This is a genomic window from Streptomyces sp. NPDC048002 (assembly GCF_040653275.1).
Taxonomy (GTDB): domain Bacteria; phylum Actinomycetota; class Actinomycetes; order Streptomycetales; family Streptomycetaceae; genus Streptomyces.
The window spans coordinates 71,025-88,328 of the sequence record NZ_JBEZNL010000024.1 but is presented as its reverse complement, the minus strand read 5'-3'; the positions used below and the strand labels follow the sequence as shown (position 1 = coordinate 88,328).

At 72.3% G+C, this 17,304-nt stretch carries 15 protein-coding genes; 9 read left to right on the top strand and 6 right to left on the bottom strand.

Features of this window, described 5'->3' with window-relative positions; genetic code table 11:
- The first annotated feature begins 479 nt into the window (after nucleotides 1–479).
- Entirely contained in the window at nucleotides 480–2,027 is a 1,548-nt protein-coding gene (locus tag AB0E07_RS26215; protein WP_362256912.1) for a pectate lyase, read from the top strand.
- 67 nt (nucleotides 2,028–2,094) lie between these two features.
- On the opposite strand, the gene AB0E07_RS26210 is transcribed toward AB0E07_RS26215, so the two are convergent.
- Nucleotides 2,095–2,871: an IclR family transcriptional regulator gene (locus AB0E07_RS26210; RefSeq protein ID WP_362256909.1), complete on the bottom strand. Its 777-nt coding sequence runs from the start codon at nucleotides 2,869–2,871 to the stop codon at nucleotides 2,095–2,097.
- 71 nt (nucleotides 2,872–2,942) lie between these two features.
- Between AB0E07_RS26210 and AB0E07_RS26205 the strand changes: the two genes are divergently transcribed.
- The 7 genes from AB0E07_RS26205 (at nucleotide 2,943) to AB0E07_RS26175 (ending at nucleotide 11,023) form a co-directional block, all read left to right on the top strand.
- Entirely contained in the window at nucleotides 2,943–4,115 is a 1,173-nt protein-coding gene (locus AB0E07_RS26205) for a cupin domain-containing protein (protein WP_362256905.1), read from the top strand.
- Nucleotides 4,112–4,951: a fumarylacetoacetate hydrolase family protein gene (locus AB0E07_RS26200; protein ID WP_362256902.1), complete on the top strand. Its 840-nt coding sequence runs from the start codon at nucleotides 4,112–4,114 to the stop codon at nucleotides 4,949–4,951. Before AB0E07_RS26205 ends, AB0E07_RS26200 begins: the two co-directional genes overlap by 4 nt.
- Entirely contained in the window at nucleotides 4,951–5,640 is a 690-nt protein-coding gene (locus AB0E07_RS26195) for a maleylpyruvate isomerase family mycothiol-dependent enzyme (RefSeq protein ID WP_362256899.1), read from the top strand. Before AB0E07_RS26200 ends, AB0E07_RS26195 begins: the two co-directional genes overlap by 1 nt.
- A 38-nt stretch (nucleotides 5,641–5,678) precedes the next feature.
- Nucleotides 5,679–6,968: an FAD-dependent oxidoreductase gene (locus tag AB0E07_RS26190; protein ID WP_362256896.1), complete on the top strand. Its 1,290-nt coding sequence runs from the start codon at nucleotides 5,679–5,681 to the stop codon at nucleotides 6,966–6,968.
- 137 nt (nucleotides 6,969–7,105) lie between these two features.
- Nucleotides 7,106–7,963, top strand: a complete 858-nt coding sequence (locus AB0E07_RS26185) for an ABC transporter ATP-binding protein (RefSeq protein WP_362256893.1) — start codon at nucleotides 7,106–7,108, stop codon at nucleotides 7,961–7,963.
- Entirely contained in the window at nucleotides 7,960–8,946 is a 987-nt protein-coding gene (locus AB0E07_RS26180) for an iron-siderophore ABC transporter substrate-binding protein (RefSeq protein ID WP_362256889.1), read from the top strand. The genes AB0E07_RS26185 and AB0E07_RS26180 overlap by 4 nt, the downstream gene beginning before the upstream one ends.
- 4 nt (nucleotides 8,947–8,950) lie before the next feature.
- Nucleotides 8,951–11,023, top strand: a complete 2,073-nt coding sequence (locus AB0E07_RS26175; RefSeq protein WP_362256886.1) for an iron ABC transporter permease — start codon at nucleotides 8,951–8,953, stop codon at nucleotides 11,021–11,023.
- Here AB0E07_RS26175 and AB0E07_RS26170 read toward each other — a convergent pair.
- Both AB0E07_RS26170 and AB0E07_RS26165 read right to left on the bottom strand, forming a co-directional pair.
- A complete protein-coding gene (locus tag AB0E07_RS26170) occupies nucleotides 10,990–11,817 on the bottom strand; it encodes an ABC transporter permease (RefSeq protein WP_362256883.1) in 828 nt (275 codons plus the stop codon). The two genes, AB0E07_RS26175 and AB0E07_RS26170, sit on opposite strands and share 34 nt — an antisense overlap.
- A gap of 9 nt (nucleotides 11,818–11,826) precedes the next feature.
- Nucleotides 11,827–13,158: a SidA/IucD/PvdA family monooxygenase gene (locus AB0E07_RS26165; protein ID WP_362256880.1), complete on the bottom strand. Its 1,332-nt coding sequence runs from the start codon at nucleotides 13,156–13,158 to the stop codon at nucleotides 11,827–11,829.
- 122 nt (nucleotides 13,159–13,280) lie between these two features.
- Here AB0E07_RS26165 and AB0E07_RS26160 point away from each other — a divergent pair, with 122 nt between their 5' ends.
- Nucleotides 13,281–14,228 carry a methionyl-tRNA formyltransferase gene (locus AB0E07_RS26160; RefSeq protein WP_362256877.1) on the top strand — a complete coding sequence of 316 codons (948 nt, stop codon included), beginning with the start codon at nucleotides 13,281–13,283 and terminating at the stop codon, nucleotides 14,226–14,228.
- Nucleotides 14,229–14,270: 42 nt separating this feature from the next.
- Here the strand turns inward: AB0E07_RS26160 and AB0E07_RS26155 are convergent, their stop codons facing one another.
- The 3 genes from AB0E07_RS26155 to AB0E07_RS26145 are packed head-to-tail and all read right to left on the bottom strand — an operon-like array spanning nucleotide 14,271 to nucleotide 17,293.
- Nucleotides 14,271–15,134: an ABC transporter ATP-binding protein gene (locus AB0E07_RS26155; protein ID WP_362256874.1), complete on the bottom strand. Its 864-nt coding sequence runs from the start codon at nucleotides 15,132–15,134 to the stop codon at nucleotides 14,271–14,273.
- 4 nt (nucleotides 15,135–15,138) lie between these two features.
- Nucleotides 15,139–16,248, bottom strand: coding sequence for an iron ABC transporter permease (locus tag AB0E07_RS26150; RefSeq protein WP_362256872.1), 1,110 nt, complete (start codon nucleotides 16,246–16,248; stop codon nucleotides 15,139–15,141).
- A 4-nt stretch (nucleotides 16,249–16,252) separates the two neighbouring features.
- Nucleotides 16,253–17,293 (bottom strand): iron chelate uptake ABC transporter family permease subunit, encoded by a 1,041-nt coding sequence (locus AB0E07_RS26145; protein WP_362256869.1) that lies wholly within the window; start codon nucleotides 17,291–17,293, stop codon nucleotides 16,253–16,255.
- Between the last annotated feature and the right edge of the window lie 11 nt (nucleotides 17,294–17,304).

Here is a 17,304-nt window from a genome sequence, read left to right as displayed (position 1 = left end):
ACCGCGGGCTTTTGGAGGGAGGGCGCCGGGAACCGGTGCCGCCGAGCGGGTGCGGTGGTCACGGCAACTCGTCCCGGCTCAAGGTTCGTTCGAGAATGTGAACCAGATTCTGCGGGTGGTCTTGTCAGCCGGTCGAACGGCCCCTATCGTCTGCGGCCAGAAAGCGCTTTCCCGGGATGGGGACGCCCCGGGGAAGCCGCGTCGCGGGGGCCGCCGTGACGCGTGTTCGAGTCGCCGCAGATCCGCCGGAGGACGTTTCAGGGTGCCCGTACGCCGTGGAACGAAGGACGCACCTCACAGGGCTCGGCGTGAAACGAGTGCCCGCGAACCCCCGCACCGACCCCGGCCGGTCTCCCGTCCGGCGGCCTCCGGACGGCCCCGCCGGGGTCGGTGCGCGCGGGCACTGCACGGGCCCAGGCCCAGGGCCCGGCAGCACGCACCACGCATCCGACGAACCACGAACTCCCCTGGAGACGACCATGAGAAGCCCTCTCTCGCTGCGGCTGTCGGCCGCCACGGGCGCGCTGGCACTGGCCGCCGCGGCGGGCATCGCCCTGTCGATGCCCGAGGCGTCCGCCGCCACCGGCGGCGCCACCGGCTACGCGACCCAGAACGGCGGCACCACCGGCGGAGCCGGCGGCACCACCGTCCGGGCGACCACCGGTACCGCGATCCACGCGGCGCTCTGCGGCCGGGCGAGCAGCAGCACGCCGATCATCATCGAGGTCGAGGGAACCATCAACCACGGCAACACCGCGAAGGTCTCGGGCAGCAGTTGCAACACGGCCGACGGCGTGATCGAGCTGAAGCAGATCAGCAACGTCACCATCGTGGGCGTCGGCGGCGGAGCCGTCTTCGACCAACTGGGCATCCACATCCGTGAATCCAGCAACATCATCATCCAGAACGTCACGGTCAGGAACGTGAAGAAGTCCGGCTCGCCCACCTCCAACGGCGGTGACGCGATCGGCATGGAGAGCGACGTCCGCAACGTCTGGGTCGACCACGCCACACTGGAGGCCTCGGGCGGTGAGTCGGAGGGCTACGACGGCCTGTTCGACATGAAGGACAACACCCAGTACGTGACGCTGTCGTACAGCATCCTGCGCAACTCCGGCCGGGGCGGTCTCATCGGCTCCAGCGAGAGTGACCTGTCCAACGGGTTCGTGACCTTCCATCACAACCTGTACCAGAACATCGACTCCCGCGCCCCGCTGCTGCGCGGCGGTACGGCCCACGTCTACAACAACCACTACGTGAGCCTCAACGAGTCCGGCATCAACTCCCGCGCCGGCGCCAAGGCCAAGGTCGACAACAACTACTTCGAGGACTCCAAGGACGTCCTCGGCACCTTCTACACCGACCAGCGCGGCTCCTGGCAGGTGAGCGGGAACATCTTCGACAACGTCACCTGGTCCGCCGCGGGCGAGGACAACTACCCCGCGGGGCCCAACCCGACGTCCAACACGACGGTCAGCGTCCCGTACTCCTACACGCTGGACGCCGCCACCTGCGTGCCCGACGTCGTGAGCCGGACGGCGGGCGCGGGCACCGGCCTGAAGGTGTCCGACGGCAACTGCACCCCGCAGACCCCGTCGCCGACCCCGACCTCCACGGCGACGCCCACCGCCACCCCGACCACGACGCCCACCCAGCCCAGCGGCACCAACCTCAGCATCGGGGCGGGCTCCGACGGTTCCAGCAAGGCCGACGGCACCAGCTACGGCAACGTCCGCGACGGCGACCTGAACACCTACTGGTCGCCCAGCGGCACGACCGGTTCGATCTCCGTCAAGTGGGGCTCCGCCACCTCCGTCTCCAAGGTCAACATCCGTGAGGCGGCCGGATCCACGGGCGTCGTCGGCTCCTGGCGGCTGCTCAACGGCGACACCGGTGCGGTTCTGGCCTCCGGCAGCGGCGCGGGCGTGATCAGCTTCGCGCAGACCTCGCTGAAGAAGGTCACCTTCGAGATCACCGGTGCCTCGGGCACCCCGAAGGTGGCCGAGTTCGAGACCTACGCCTCCTGACGCCCGCCACCGGCGCCCCGCCGCCCCCTTCCGGGTGCGCGGGGCGCCGGTGGCATGTCCGTACGGTTCAGGCCCGCTCGGTCAGGTTCCGTTCCAGCGCGCGGGCGGTGGTGTCGAGCGCCGCGACCAGGGCCTGGAGCCGGTGTGCGTCGTAGCGCACGCTCGGCATGGACACCGACAGGCCGGCCACCGCCGTGCCCCCGGCGTCGCGCACCGGGACGCCCACCGCGACCAGACCCCGCTCGGAGCGTTCCTGGTTGACGGCGAAGCCGTTGCGGCGCAGGCGCTTCAGCTCGGTACGCAGCCGGGCGAGGTCCGGGCGGTCCGCGGGGCGGTCCCGGTAGCGGGCGGGGTCGTAGACCTCCGCCAGTTCCTCGTCGGTCAGGTCGGCCAGCAGGAGGAGGCCGGCCGTGGTGCGGTGGGCGGGGAAGACCATGCCCTCCCGGGAGCCGACCCGCAGGGCCTGGCGGCACTCCACACTGGCGATGAAGCGTGCCGTGTCGCCGGTGCGGACGATCAGATTCGTGGTCTCGTCCAGCAGGTCGACCACCCGGCGCAGATGGGGGAGGGCCGCCGTGCGCAGCCGGGAGACCAGGGACTGCGAGTGCGCCGCCAGCTCCAGCACCGGGCCCGCGCGGTAGACGCGGTCCTCGTCCTGGACCGCGAAGTCCCGGTACACCAGCATCGCGAGCAGCCGGTGCGCGGTGGACCTGGCCACCCCGAGGCGCTCGGCGATCTGCGACACCGTCGCGCCGCCCTCCATCTGGAGGATCGTCGCCGCGCGCAACGCGTGGTCCACGCTGGCGATGGGGTAGGGGGGCGGTGTCTTGAGCGGTTTGTCCATGGCGGTGCCCTTCGATTCTGCTCTCCAGAATCTACCTGTTCTTCTGGTGGACGCGTCGCAGGCTGGGTTCCGTGACTCAGTCCTCCATAGCCCAAGACTCCGGCACGGGTTCCCCGGTCCGCCTGAAGGCCCTCTCCGCGGACGGGCAGCCCGAGGTCACCCCGGCGCTCGAAGAGCTGTACCGGGGCTTCGAACAGGAACTCCTGGTCCCGCTGTGGACCGAGATCGGCGACCTGATGCCGGCCCGTCCGCGCTCGCGTGCGGTGCCGCACCTGTGGCGCTGGGAGCGGCTGCGCTCGCTCGCGGCCCAGGCCGGTGACCTCGTCCCGGTCGGGCGCGGCGGCGAGCGCCGGGCCATCGCGCTCGCCAACCCCTCGCTCGGCGGCCGCCCCTTCGCCACGCCGACGCTGTGGGCCGCCATCCAGTACCTGATGCCCGGGGAGGACGCCCCGGAGCACCGGCACACCCAGCACGCCTTCCGCTTCGTCGTGGAGGGCGAGGGGGTGTGGACGGTCGTCGGGCGGGACCCGGTGGCGATGCGGCGCGGTGACTTCCTGCCGCAGGCCGGCTGGAACATGCACGCCCACCACAACGCCACCGCCGAGCCGATGGCCTGGATCGACGGCCTGGACATCCCCTTCCAGTACGCCACCGAGACGCAGTTCTTCGAGTTCGGCCGGGACGCGATCAGCGACGCCGAGCGCGTCACCCCCGAGCGGTCGCGCTCGGAGCGGCTGTGGGGGCATCCGGGGCTGCGGCCCGTCGCCTCCGCCGGAACCGCCGGACCGGGCACCCCCCTGCTGGCCTACCGCTGGGAGCACACCGACCGGGCCCTGAGCGACCAGCTCGCCCTGGAGGCGGAGGGCCACCCCGGCACCGTGGAGCCCGGCCACGCCGCCGTACGGTTCACCGACCCGGCCACCGGCGCCGACGTGCTGCCCACCCTCCGCGCCGAGATGCACCGCGTGGCCCGGGGTGCCGAGACCGCGCCCGCCCGGGAGACCGGCTCCTCCGTGTACCAGGTCTTCGACGGCTCCGGCACCGTCACCGTCGGCGACCACAGCTGGTCCGTCACGCGCGGCGACCTCTTCGTCGTGCCCTCCTGGCAGCCGTTCTCGGTCCGCTCCGAGGCCGGCGCCACCGATTCCGACTCCGGCGCGCTGGACCTGTTCCGGTTCAGCGACTCCCCGATCTTTGAAGCACTGCGGCTGGACCGCACCCAGGTGGAAGGAACCCCCCGATGAAGCTCGCCACCCTCCGCACCGACGGCACCACCCGGGCCGTGCGCCTCGACGGCGACGTCCTGATCGACCTCGGGGTCCCGGACGTGGGCGCGCTGCTGGCCGAGGAGGGCTGGGCCGAGCGCGCCGCGACGGCGACCGGCACCGCCCACCCGGTCCGGGGCGCCGACTTCGCGCCGCTGGTGCCCGCTCCCTCCAAGGTGGTCTGCGTCGGCCTCAACTATCGCAACCACATTCAGGAGATGGGTCGCGACCTGCCCGAACACCCCACCCTGTTCGCGAAGTTCGCCGACAGCCTGATCGGCGCGGGCGACGACATCGTCCGCCCCGACGAGACGGAGAAGTTCGACTGGGAGGTCGAACTCGCCGTCGTCGTGGGCGCTCCCGTACGGCGCGCCCGGGGTGCCGAGGCCGAGGCGGCCATCGCCGGATTCACCGTGCTCAACGACATCACCTGCCGCGACTGGCAGTTCCGCACCCGTGAGTGGCTCCAGGGCAAGACGTGGGACTCCACGACGCCGGTCGGCCCGTACCTGGTCACCCCGGACGAACTGCCGGGCGGGGTGCGTCCGGCCGTGGAGGTGAAGCTGCTGGTGGACGGCGAGGCCATGCAGTCCGACTCCACCGGCGACCTGCTGTTCGACCCGGTCGCCCTGGTCGAGTACGTCTCCACCGTGGTCCGCCTCAACCCCGGCGACATCATCGCCACCGGCACCCCGGGCGGCGTCGGCCACGCCCGCAGGCCCGAGCGCTACCTCCTCGGCGGCGAGACGGTCGTCACCGAGATCGAGGGCATCGGCCGGCTGGAGAACCGGGTCGTCAAGGAGAAGTCCGCCTGATGTCCCGCACCTTCCACGACGCCCGCCGCTGGGTCCGGCTCGGCACCGAACTGCTGCTGAGGGCGGCCCGGTTCGATGACGCCGGCTATGCCGAGCCCAGCCCGCTGCCCGGCTGGAGCCGGGCGCACGTGGCCGCGCACGTCGCCGCCAACGCCGAGGCGCTGTCCAACCTGGTGCACTGGGCCGCCACCGGCGAACCCACGCCCATGTACGCCTCGCCCGAGGAACGCGTCGCCGGTATCGAGCGGGGCCGCGCCCTGCCCGCCGCCGAACTGACCTCCTGGCTGCGGGAGTCGGCGGCGGAGCTGGAGCGGGGGATGGCCGCGCTGGACGAGGAGCAGTGGCGGGCGCCGGTCGTCACCGCGCAGGGGCGGACCGTCCCGGCCACCGAGGTGCCGTGGCTGCGCTCCCGCGAGGTGTGCGTGCACGCCGTCGACCTGGCGGGCGGCGTGTCCTTCGCCGACCTGCCGGCCGACTTCCTCACCGCCCTCTGCGAGGACGTGGTGGCCAAGCGGTCCGCCGCCCCCGGACCGGCCCTCTCCCTGCGCGCCCCGGAAGCCGACTGGGAGCTGCCCGGCGAGGGCGAACCCGTCGTGGTGAAGGGCGAGTTGGCGGACCTCGCCGCCTACCTGACCGGACGGGACACCGGCGCCGCCCTGTCCGCCCCCACGCTGGGCGCCTGGCTCTGACCGGGGCCCGTACCGCGACCGAAGGAACGGATCACATCATGAACCCTGAACCCAGCCCCGACGTCCTGGTGGTCGGCGGCGGCATCGGCGGACTCAGCTCCGCCTTCGCCCTGGCCCGCCAGGGACTGCGGGTGCGCGTCCTGGAACGGGCCAAGGAGTTCGGCGAGGTGGGCGCCGGTCTCCAGATCGCGCCCAACTGCACCCGCATCCTCGCCGAGTACGGTCTGCTCGACGAGGCCAGGTCCCTCGGGGTGCTCCCCGAGAACATGGTGATGCGCGACGCGCTCGACGCCCGGGAGCTGACCCGGCTGGACCTGCGGGACCTCGAACGCCGGTACGGCTACCCGTACATGGTGATCCACCGCAGTGATCTGCACGGCATCTTCCTGCGCGCCTGCGAGCGCGCCGGGGTCGAACTGCTGACGGACCGGACCGTCGTCGGGTACGAGAACGTGGCCGACGGGGCCCGGGTCCTGCTGGAGGACGGGCGGGTCGAGAGCGCCCCGCTGGTCGTGGCGGCCGACGGACTGCACTCCGTGGCCCGGCGCCTGCTGGTCGGGGACGACGTGGTCAGCTCCGACTACGTCGCCTACCGCGCGGCCGTGCCCATCGAGCGGGTCCGCGACAACGGCATCGCGGAGAAGGACGTCACCGTGTACGTCGGGCCCCGCTGCCACTTCGTCCAGTACGCGCTGCGCGGCGGCGACATGTTCAACCAGGTCGCCGTGTTCGAGTCGCCCAAGGCGCTGGCCGGCCGGGACGACTGGGGCACGCCCGACGAGTTGGACGCGGCCTTCGAGGGCACCTGCGACACCGTGCGCAAGGGCATCCCGCTGATGTGGCGGGACCGCTGGTGGCAGATGCTCGACCGCGACCCGGTCGAGACCTGGGTGCACGGCCGGATCGCGCTGCTCGGCGACGCCGCGCACCCGCCCCTCCAGTACATGGCGCAGGGCGCGATCATGGCCATCGAGGACGGCTGGGTGCTCGCGCGGCACTACGCCCGGCCGGCCGGGGCCGTCGGGGCGGGCTCCCACCCGGACTGGGACGGCGCCCTCGCCGCGTACGAGGCGGTCCGGGTGGAGCACTGCGAGCGGGTGCAGAGCACGGCCCGCGCCTGGGGCGAACTCTGGCACCTCGACGGGGAGTCCCGGCTGCGCCGCAACGCCGTCATGCGGGCGCTGGACCCGTACGACTACGCCTTCACCGACTGGGTGTACGGCCCGACCGCGTTGACCCCGGACGAGGAACCGGCGATGTTCACGCCGATCCCGCTCTCCTCGGCACCCGCCGAGGAGCCGCCGGTGCCCTCAATGCCGCGCGCGTAGGGTGTATTAGGGGAGGCTAACCTAAGGGCCAACTGTGCGGTGCTCTCCGGAGTTGCCGCACATTGGCCGATCTTCCTCTTGCGCGGGACGCGTACCCCCCTCGCGACCTCCGGTTAGGTTAGGCTACCCTTTGCCGCGTGCGATCAGGTGAAGAGAGTCCCGCGGAGGCCCGTCCCCGCGGTCATGAGCTGACGGCCGCGGAAGTCACCGTGGCCTACGACGGCGTCGACGTCCTGCACGGCGCCTCGGTGGCGCTCCGGCCCGGTGAAGTGACCGTGCTGGTGGGCCCCAACGGCAGCGGCAAGTCGACCCTGCTGCGCACCGTCGCGCGCCTCCAGCGCCCACGCACCGCCACCCTCACCGTGGACGACACCGACGCCCTGGCGCTGAGCCCCCGTGAGTTCTCGCGCCGGGTGGCCCTGCTGACGCAGGGTCGGCCCACCCCCACCGGCCTGACCGTGCGGGACGTGGTCGAGTTCGGCCGCTACCCCTACCGGGGCCGCTGGGGCCGGGCCGACGCGGACGGACGGGCCGCGGTGGACCGCGCGCTCGCCCTGACCGGCGTCGCCGACCTCGCCGAGCGCGGCGCCGAGCACCTCTCCGGAGGCCAGCTCCAGCGCGTGTGGCTGGCGAGCTGCCTCGCCCAGGAGACGGGCGTGCTGCTCTTGGACGAACCCACCACCTACCTCGACCTGCGCTACCAGATCGAACTCCTCGACCTCGTCCGCGACCTGGCGGACGACCACGGGATCGCCGTCGGCGCCGTCCTGCACGACCTCGACCAGGCAGCCGCCCTCGCCGACCGGATCGTGCTCCTGCACCAGGGCCGCATCGTCGCCGACGGCCTCCCCGAAGACGTACTGACCGCGGAGCGGCTGACCGACACCTACGGCATCCGTATCGAAGTCGGCACCGACCCCCTCACCGGCCGGCTGCGCACCCGCGCCATCGGCCGACACCACTCGCGAAGCGAAAGGCTCAGCACAACCTCATGAGACGCCTCCTGCTCACCGCGGCGGTCGCCACCGCCGCGGCCCTCACCCTGACCGCCTGCGGTACGACCGAGCCCGCCGCCGACAGCGACGACGCCAAGAAGACCAGTGAGAAGATCACCCTCACCGACGCCTCCGGCGCCAAGGTCGAACTCGACGGCCCGGCCACCAAGGTCGTCGGAACCGAGTGGCACGAGGTCGAGCTGCTGGTGTCGCTGGGCGTGGACCCGGTCGGCGTCGCGGACGTCAAGGGCTACAACACCTGGGACAGCGCGGTCCCGCTGAAGAACGACCCCAAGGACATCGGCACCCGCGGCGAGCCCAGCATGGACACCATCGCCGCGCTCAAGCCGGACCTCATCGTCGCCAGCACCGACCTGCCGCCGGCCGCCGTCAAGCAGCTGCGCAAGGTCGCCCCGGTGGTCGAGGTCAAGTCCGCCGACGCCGCCGACCCGATCGGCCGGATGACGGAGAACCTCGACCTCCTCGCCAAGGCCACCGGCACCACCGAGCAGGCCGAGAAGATCAAGGACGACTTCGACGCCAAGCTCGCCGAGGGCAAGAAGGCCCTCGCCGACGCCGGTCTCGACGGCGCCGAGTACGCCTTCGCCGACGGCTACGACATGTCCAACCAGGTCACGCTCCGCCCCTACACCAGCGGCTCGCTCATCGGCGCCGTCAACGAGGAGCTGGGCCTGAAGAACGACTGGACCGTCAAGGGCGACGAGAGCTACGGCCTCGCCTCCACCGACGTCGAGGGGCTCACCAAGCTCAGCGACGACGTCCAGTTCGCCTACATCGGCAACGACGGCGACGAGAGCAGCAACCCCTTCACCGGCGCCCTCGCCAAGGACAAGGTCTGGACCTCGCTGCCGTTCGTGAAGAAGGGCAACGTCCACCGGCTGCCCGACGGCATCTGGATGTTCGGCGGCCCCGAGTCGATGAGCCAGTACGTCGACTCCGTCGTCGCCGCGCTGACGAAGTAACGCCATGGCCGTCACCGCGACACCTCCCGCCACCCGTCCGCCGGCGGCCACGTCCCGGACGGGCGCGGCCGCGGTGACGGCCGCACTGGTCCTGCTGGTCGCCGCCCTCGCGGTCGTCGACATCACGCAGGGCACCGCCGCCGTCGGCGCCTCCGAGGTGTGGAAGGCGTTCACCGGCAGCGCCGACCCGGGCGACGCCTCCGTCGTCATCGCCTCCCGGCTGCCGCGCATGACCGCCGGCATCCTCGTCGGCGCCATGCTCGGCATGGCCGGCGCCGCCCTCCAGGCCGTCAGCCGCAACGTGCTCGCGGCCCCCGACACGCTCGCCGTCAACGCCGGCGCCTATCTGGCCCTCGGCCTGGTCGCCGTCACCGGTGTCTCGCTGCCGCTGCTCGCCTCCTCCGGCGTCGCCCTGCTGGGCAGCCTCGCCGCGGCGGCGGTCGTGCTCGGTCTCTCCGGCCTGGGCGCCGGAACCGTGCGCCTGGTGCTCGCCGGCACCGCCCTGATGCTCGGCCTCAACGCCGTCACCGAGGGACTGCTCCTGCTCTTCCCCGAGGAGACCCACGGGCTCTACCAGTGGAACCAGGGCAGCATCGGGCAGAACGGCTTCGACGGCGTGATCAGCATGGCGCCCCTAGGCGTCCTCGGACTGCTCGGGCTGCTGCTGGTCGCCCGCCGGGTCGACGCGCTGGCCCTGGGCGACGACGCCGCCCGCGGCCTCGGCGTACCGGTGCGCGCCACCCGCGTCACCGCGGTGGTCCTCGCCGCGCTGCTGTCCGCGGCCGCCGTCACCCTGGCCGGCCCTGTCGGCTTCGTCGGCCTGTGCGCCCCCGCCCTGGTCCGGCCGCTGTCCCGCAGATTCCACGGCCTCACCAAGAGCCGGGCGAGCCTGCCGGTCACCGGTCTCACCGGCGCCGCGCTGGTCCTCGGCTCGGACGTCCTGCTGAGGGCCCTCGTCCCCGCGGACCTCGCGGTCGCCGTCCCGACCGGCGTGGTCACCAGCCTCGTGGGCGCCGTCTTCCTCGTCGTGATGGCGGTCCGGCTGAAGGACACCGCAGCCTCGGCGGCCCCCGACCGGCTGCGCATCCGCAGCCGCGCCGTCTTCCTCACCGTCACCGCCGTCCTGGTGGCCGCCCTGGTGGGCGTGACGATCGCCGGGGTGCTGCTGGGCGACGCCAAACTCCTCCTCGGTGATGTCGTCAACTGGGCGCAGGGCAACGCGGGTCAGACCGTGTCCTTCGTGCTCGACACCCGGATGCCCCGGGTGCTCGCCGCCCTGCTGGCCGGCGCGGCGCTCGCCCTCGCCGGGACGCTCATCCAGGCGGTGACCCGCAACCCGCTCGCCGAACCCGCCGTCCTCGGCGTCTCCGGGGGAGCCGCGCTGGGTGCGGTGGTCCTGGTGACCACCGCACCGCTGGCCGGTTCCTGGGGCGTGGCGGGCGCGGCCTTCGCGGGCGCGGCGATCAGCTCCGTCGTCGTCTTCGGGCTCGCCGCGCGCGGCGGGTTCCAGCAGAACCGGCTGGTGCTCGTCGGCATCGGAGTGGCCACCGCCGCCACCGCCCTGATCAGCCTGCTGATCGTCCTCACCGACCCGTTCAACGCGGTCAAGGCCCTCACCTGGCTGTCCGGTTCGACCTACGGGCGGACCATGCCGGACGTCGTCCCGATGGCGATCATGGTCGTGGTCGGCATCGCCGTGGCGCTGGCGCGGCGCGGGGAGCTGGACCTGGTGTCGCTCGACGAGGACACCCCGCGCCTGTTGGGTCTCGACCTGGGACGGGCCCGCCTCGGCTTCCTCGCCCTCGGCGTGCTGCTGAGCGCCACCGCCGTCGCCGGCACCGGCACCATCGGCTTCGTGGGCCTCGTCGCCCCGCACGCGGCGCGGGCGCTGGTCGGACGGCAGCACGTCCGGGTCGTGCCGGTCGCCATGCTGCTGGGTGCCGTACTGGTCTGCGGCGCCGACCTGTTGGGCCGTACCGTCATCGCGCCCGCGCAGCTCGGCGCCGGGATGGTGACCGCCGTGATCGGCACGCCGTACTTCCTCTACCTCCTGGTGCGCAGCCGCCGCCAGGGGTGAGGGGAGGGACGCTTCGGCTCCTGGTCGCGGTGGAGCCTGCGGCGGGCGACGAGTTCGACGGTCAGCGCCACCGACAGGGCCTCCACCGCGAGCAGCGCGACCAGGACGAAGACCTGGACGGTGCCCGCGAGCACGGGTGAGGCACCGGCCAGCAGCATGCCGACGAAGGCGCCCGGCAGGGTGACCAGACCCACCGTGCGGGTCTGGTCCAGGGCCGGCAGCAGGGCGTCCGAGGCCGCGCCGCGAACCACTTCGAGATGGGCGTCCCGCTCGGAGAAGCCCAGCGAGAGCGCCGCCTCGACCTCGCCGAAGCGCCCGGTGGCCTCGTCCAGCGCGCGCCGCCCGGCCAGCACGGTCGCGGTGAGCGCGCCGCCGATCAGGATGCCGGTCACCGGCACGACGGCGATCCCCGGCACGGTCAGCAGACCGGACAGCACCAGCGCGGCGACCACGGGGACCACGGGGACCGCGATCGGGAGGGCCGCCCACCACCAGGTGCGGTTGGGCGTGACGCGGCGTCCCGCGGTCCGGGCGGCGACGGCGAACATCAGGAACAGGAACCCGAGAAGGGCCGCGGTGCGGTGGACGGCGTAGCCGATCACCAGGGACACCGCGGCCAGTTGCAGGGCCGCCCGCACACCCGCCGTCACGACCTCACGGGCCCGCCGGTACGACCCGTCGGGCGAGAGCCGGAAGACGGCCGCCACCGCGGTGCCCGCGAGCAGCAGGACCGTGAGGGCGACGGCGAGCGTGGCGTTGACGGGCAGCAGCGTGTCGGCGGCCGGAGCGGACATGGGGGGTTTCTACCCGCGGGAGCCGGCCGCCCTCGCGCGATCGGCGAGCAACGAGGAGCAGATCTCCCCGGCCCGTACGGCGGTGGTGGACAGCAGGGTCGAGGTCAGGCCGTGGGTGTGCTCGGTGCCTCCCTGGAGGTAGATCTCCGCCCTGACGTTCGCGGCGGTCTCCACCCGGTGGTCGCGTCCGACGCGGAGCTGGTCCTCCTCGTCGCGCAGGCAGAGCTTGTCGATGTCACCGAGGTGGTCGCCGAGTCCCCGCGGCCGGTACCCGGTGGCGTAGACGATGAGGTCGCAGTCGAGCACCTCGCGTTCACCCGTCGGGAGGAACTCCACCGTCACCCGCATGCCCTCGGGATCGTCGGCCACCTCGCGGATGCGGGAGACGTTCATCATCCGCAGCCGCTGCCGTCCCTGGACCTTCTCGCGGTACATCGTGTGCGAGAGCGACTCGATCAACTCCATGTCGACGACCGAGTAGTTGGTGCTGCGGTGGTAGTCGTGCAGGGAGCGCTTGACCTCGGCCGGCGCCCTGTGGAACAGGTCGACCGCCTCGGGGTCGAAGATCCGGTTGGCGAACGGGCTGTCGTCGGCGGGTGTGTAGCCGTACTTGGCGAAGACCGAGCAGATCTCGGCCTCGGGGAAGCTGCGGTGGAGGTAGTCGACCGCCTCGGCGGCGCTCTGCCCGGCACCGAGCACCACGGCTCGGCGAACGGGTGCCCCGGAGCCGCGGAGTTGCTCCACGCGGGGCAGCAACTCGCTGGTGTGCCACGTGCGTTCCGAGCGCACCGCGCCCGGCGGCAGGTGCGGTTCCAGACCGGACGCCACGCACAGGGCCCGGGTGCGGCGCACGGTCGTCACCTCGGGGGCCGCGGGGTCACGGCTGACGACGTCGAACCAGCGGACCTCACCCTGTTCGGTGACGGGCTTCACCGAGACCACGTCGGAGCCGTAGTCCACGAGGTGCTCCACACGGGCGGCGGCCCACTCGAAGTAGTCGTGGAACTCGATGCGCAGAGGGAAGAGCGTCTTCTGATTGAGGAAGTCCACCAGACGTCCGCGCTCCCGCAAGTAGCACAGGAAACTGAAGTCACTGGTGGGATCACGCATCGTCACCAGGTCTTTGAGGAAGGACACTTGCATGGTCGCGTCGTCGATGAGCATGCCCCGGTGCCAGCCGAACCGCGCCTGGCGTTCGAGGAATCCGACGCGGAATCCGCCTCCTGCGTCCGGTGTCGCGCCCTGTTCGTGCAGCGCGATGGCGAGTGCGAGATTGGACGGGCCGAAGCCGATGCCCAGTACGTCGTAGATGGAGTCCGGATCACTGTGCAGCGTCGTCACCGCGTCATCGCCTCCTGTAGGGGGGAGTTCACAGTGTTCTCAGATAAGGCACACAGGCTCCCCCGAGCAGGCACATGCTAGATAAGGTTAGCCTAACCTAGCAATGGCTGAGGAGGGCTTATATGCGGGTCGTCATGTTCGGGTACCAGACCTGGGGGCACCGGACGCTGCAGGCTCTGCTGGACTCCGAGCACGAAGTGGTCCTGGTCGTCACCCATCCCAAGAGCGACCACGTCTACGAGAGGATCTGGAGCGATTCGGTCGCCGAACTCGCCGAGAAGCACGGGGTACCCGTGCTGCTGCGCAACCGTCCGGGCGACGAGGAACTGCTCCGGGCGCTGAAGGACGCCGAGCCGGACATCATCGTCGCCAACAACTGGCGTACCTGGCTGCCCGCGGAGATCTTCGACCTCCCCCCGCACGGCACGCTCAACGTCCACGACTCGCTGCTGCCGTCCTACGCCGGCTTCTCGCCGCTGATCTGGGCGCTCATCAACGGGGAGAAGCAGGTCGGCGTCACCGCCCACCGCATGGACGCCGAGCTGGACATGGGCGACATCCTGCTCCAGCGCGCGGTGCCCGTCGGGTCCGCCGACACCGCGACCGACCTGTTCCACCGCACCGTCGACCTGATCGGCCCCGTGGTCCGCGAGTCCCTGGACCTCATCGCCTCCGGCCGGGCCGAGTGGATCCCGCAGGACCGCACCCGGTCCAGCTTCTTCCACAAGCGGGCCCTGGAGGACAGCCGGATCGACTGGACCTGGCCCGCGGAGGACCTGGAGCGGCTGGTGCGGGCCCAGTCGGACCCGTACCCGAACGCCTTCACGCACCATCGCGGCGAGCGCCTGCGGATCGTCAAGGCGGCCGTCTCCGAAGGGCGTTACGGCGGAACACCGGGCCGGATCTTCATCCGTGAGGGAGACGGCATCGTCATCGTGGCGGGTACGGGGGCGCGTTCGGGCCGGCTGCCCGGTCTGCTGGTCCAGCGGGTGCGGACCGAGGACGGCACCGAGTACCCGGCCACCGAGTACTTCCGCACGATGGGGGGTTATCTGACGCCCCGTCCGTGAGTGCTCCGGCGGGACCGGGCCGGGCCCGGTCCCGCCGGAGGCTCAGCCGGTGACCCCGGGGACGGCGACGGGTTCGGCGTCCTCGACTCCTTCGTGGTGCCGTCCCCTCGGGATCACCATGGGGGTCCCGCTGACCGGGTCGGTGCCGACGACGCAGCGCAGCCCGAAGACCTCCTCCACCGTCGCGGCGGTGACCACCTCCGCCGGGGCCCCCTCGCGGACGACCCGGCCCGCCTTCATGGCGACGATGTGATCCGCGTACCGGCAGGCCTGGTTGAGGTCGTGCAGCACCATCACGACCGTGCGGCCCTGGTGCCGGTTGAGGTCGGTGATCAGGTCCAGTACGTCGATCTGGTGGGCGAGGTCGAGGTAGGTCGTCGGTTCGTCCAGCAGCATGACCGGTGTGCCCTGGGCGACCGCCATGGCGATCCAGGCCCGTTGCCGCTGTCCGCCGGAGAGTTCGTCGACCGCGCGGTGCGCGAGATCGGTCATGTCGGTCGCGCGCAGCGCGTCGTGCACGGCCTCCTCGTCGGCCGAGGACCACTGGCGCCACCAGGTCTGGTGCGGTGACCGGCCGCGGCCCACCAGATCGATGACGGTCAGCCCCTCGGGGGCCACGGGGGACTGCGGCAGGATCCCGAGGCGCTGGGCGAGGACCCGGGTCGGGACGGAGTGGATCGACCGCCCGTCCAGCCGGACCGCGCCCGCCCTGGGCGGCAGCAGCCGGGCCAGGGCCCGCAGCAGCGTGGACTTGCCGCACGCGTTCGCGCCCACGATCACGGTGATCCGCCCGGTGGGCACCGCCAGATCGAGATCCTCGACCACGACCCGGTCGTCGTAGGCCAGCCGCAGTCCCTCGGCGCTCAGTTCGGGGCCGTCGCCGGCGAGGTGGTCCGTCTTCGACATGGTGTCAGCCTCCTGAACCGGCGCGGTTGGCGCGTACGAGCAGCCACAGCAGAACGGGCGCGCCGAGCACACCCGTGACGATCCCGACCGGCAGCTCGGTGTCGGTGATGAGCTTGCGTGCGACGAGATCGGATCCGAGGACCATCACGGCACCGGTCAGCCCGGCGCCCACGGGCGGCGGGAAGGCCGTACCGGCGAGGCGCTGGGCGACCTGCGGGGCGGCGAGCGCCACGAAGGCCACCGGACCGGCGGCAGCGGCCCCGAAGGCCACCAGACCGACGGCGGCGAGCAGCACCGCGACCCGGACGGTCTGCACCCGGGTGCCCAGCCCCCGGGCCACGTCGTCACCGAGTTCCAGCGTGCGCATCAGCCGTCCGAGCAGCAGGGCCGGCGGCAGCAGCAGCACCGTCGCCCAGATCAGCGGGGTGATCTGCTCCCAGGTACGGCCGTTGAGGTTGCCCACCAGCCAGCCCAGTGCCGCCTGCGCCTGGAAGCGCTGGCCGCGGGCCATCAGGTAGTCGGTGGCGCTGGTGCAGATCCACGCGACGCCGACGCCGACGAGGACGATCCGGTAGCCGCTGGTGCCGCGCTTCCAGGCCAGTACGTACACCAGCAGGGCCGCCAGCAGCGCGCCGAGCAGACCGAGCGTCTGGGTGCTCAGCCCGCCGTCCCAGCCCAGCACGATGCCCGCCACCACGGCGGTGCCCGCGCCCTGGGTGATGCCCATCATGTCGGGACTGGCGAGCGGATTGCGGGTCAGGGCCTGGAGCAGCGCCCCGGAGACGCCGAAGGCGATGCCGACGAGCAGGCCCGCCAGCGCCCGGGGGAGCCGGAGTTCGCGGACGATCAGCTCGGTGCCGGGATCGCCCGAGCCGACCAGGGCGCTGAACACGTCGCCCAGCGGCAGGGGGATGTCCCCGACCGAGGTCTCCACGGCGAACAGCAGGACGGCGGCGGCCGCGAGCAGCACACAGACGGCCAGCAGCCGGGGCCGCAGCAGGCCGGAGACCGGCGGCACGGCGAGCCGGAAGGTGACACGGCCGCCCGTGCGCCGGGGAGCCGTCCGGTCCGCCGGCTCCTTCGGGCCCGGTACGGGGGCGAGTTCGGTGGTCATGGGCTCACAGCTCCGCGAGTCGTCGGCGGCGCACCAGCGCGATGAAGAACGGGCCGCCGATGAAGGCGACCAGGACGCCGGCCTGGATCTCGACCGGCCGGTCGATGAGCCGTCCGACGATGTCCGCGGCGAGCAGCAGACAGGGCGCGAGCACCGCCGACAGGGGGAGCAGCCAGCGGTGGTCGGGGCCGATCCCGGCGGCCTGCGCGAGCACGCGGGCGATGTGCGGGACGACCAGGCCGACGAAGACCACGGGCCCGATGACGGCGACGGCCCCGCCGGTGAGCAGGGTGACCGCCAGCACGCCCTGGACGCGGACCAGGCCCAGCCGGAGCCCCAGCGACCTGGCGACGTCGTCGCCGAGTGCCAGGCGGTTCAGCGCGGGCGCCGAGGCCAGCGCCAGGACGGCGCCGACGCCGAGGAACGGCAGGACCCGCAGCAGGACTTCCTGGTCCTGGTTGGCCAGTGAGCCCGCCGACCAGAAGCGGTAGCGGTTCAGGGCGTCCGGGTCGGTGAGGGCGATGGCGCTGGTCAGGGAGAAGAGCAGGGAGGTCACGGCGACGCCGGCCAGGGCCAGCTTCACCGGTGTGCTCCCGGAGCGGCCCAGCCCGCCGAGCAGGTAGACCAGGACGCTGGCCGCCAGGGCGCCGGCGAAGGCGAACCAGATGTAGCCGTAGACCGAGCTGATGCCGACGACTCCGACGGACAGGACGACGGCGAAGGCGGCGCCCGCGCTGACGCCGAGGATGCCGGGGTCGGCGAGCGGATTGCGGGTCAGGGCCTGCATCAGGGCGCCTGCCAGGCCCAGCGCGGCGCCGGTGGCGAGGCCCAGTGCCGTGCGCGGTAGCCGGACCGACCAGATGACGTTGTCGATGCGGGAGTTGGGCGGATCGCCGAGCAGGGTGTGCCAGACCTGGTCGAGGGGGACGCTGAGCGCGCCGAACACCATCGACAGACCGCACAGGGTCAGGAGCGCCGCGCCGGACAACGCGAGCAGGAGTACCGCGCGGGGGCCTTTCGCCGCCCGGACCGCCGAGGTCCCCACGTCACTTCCTT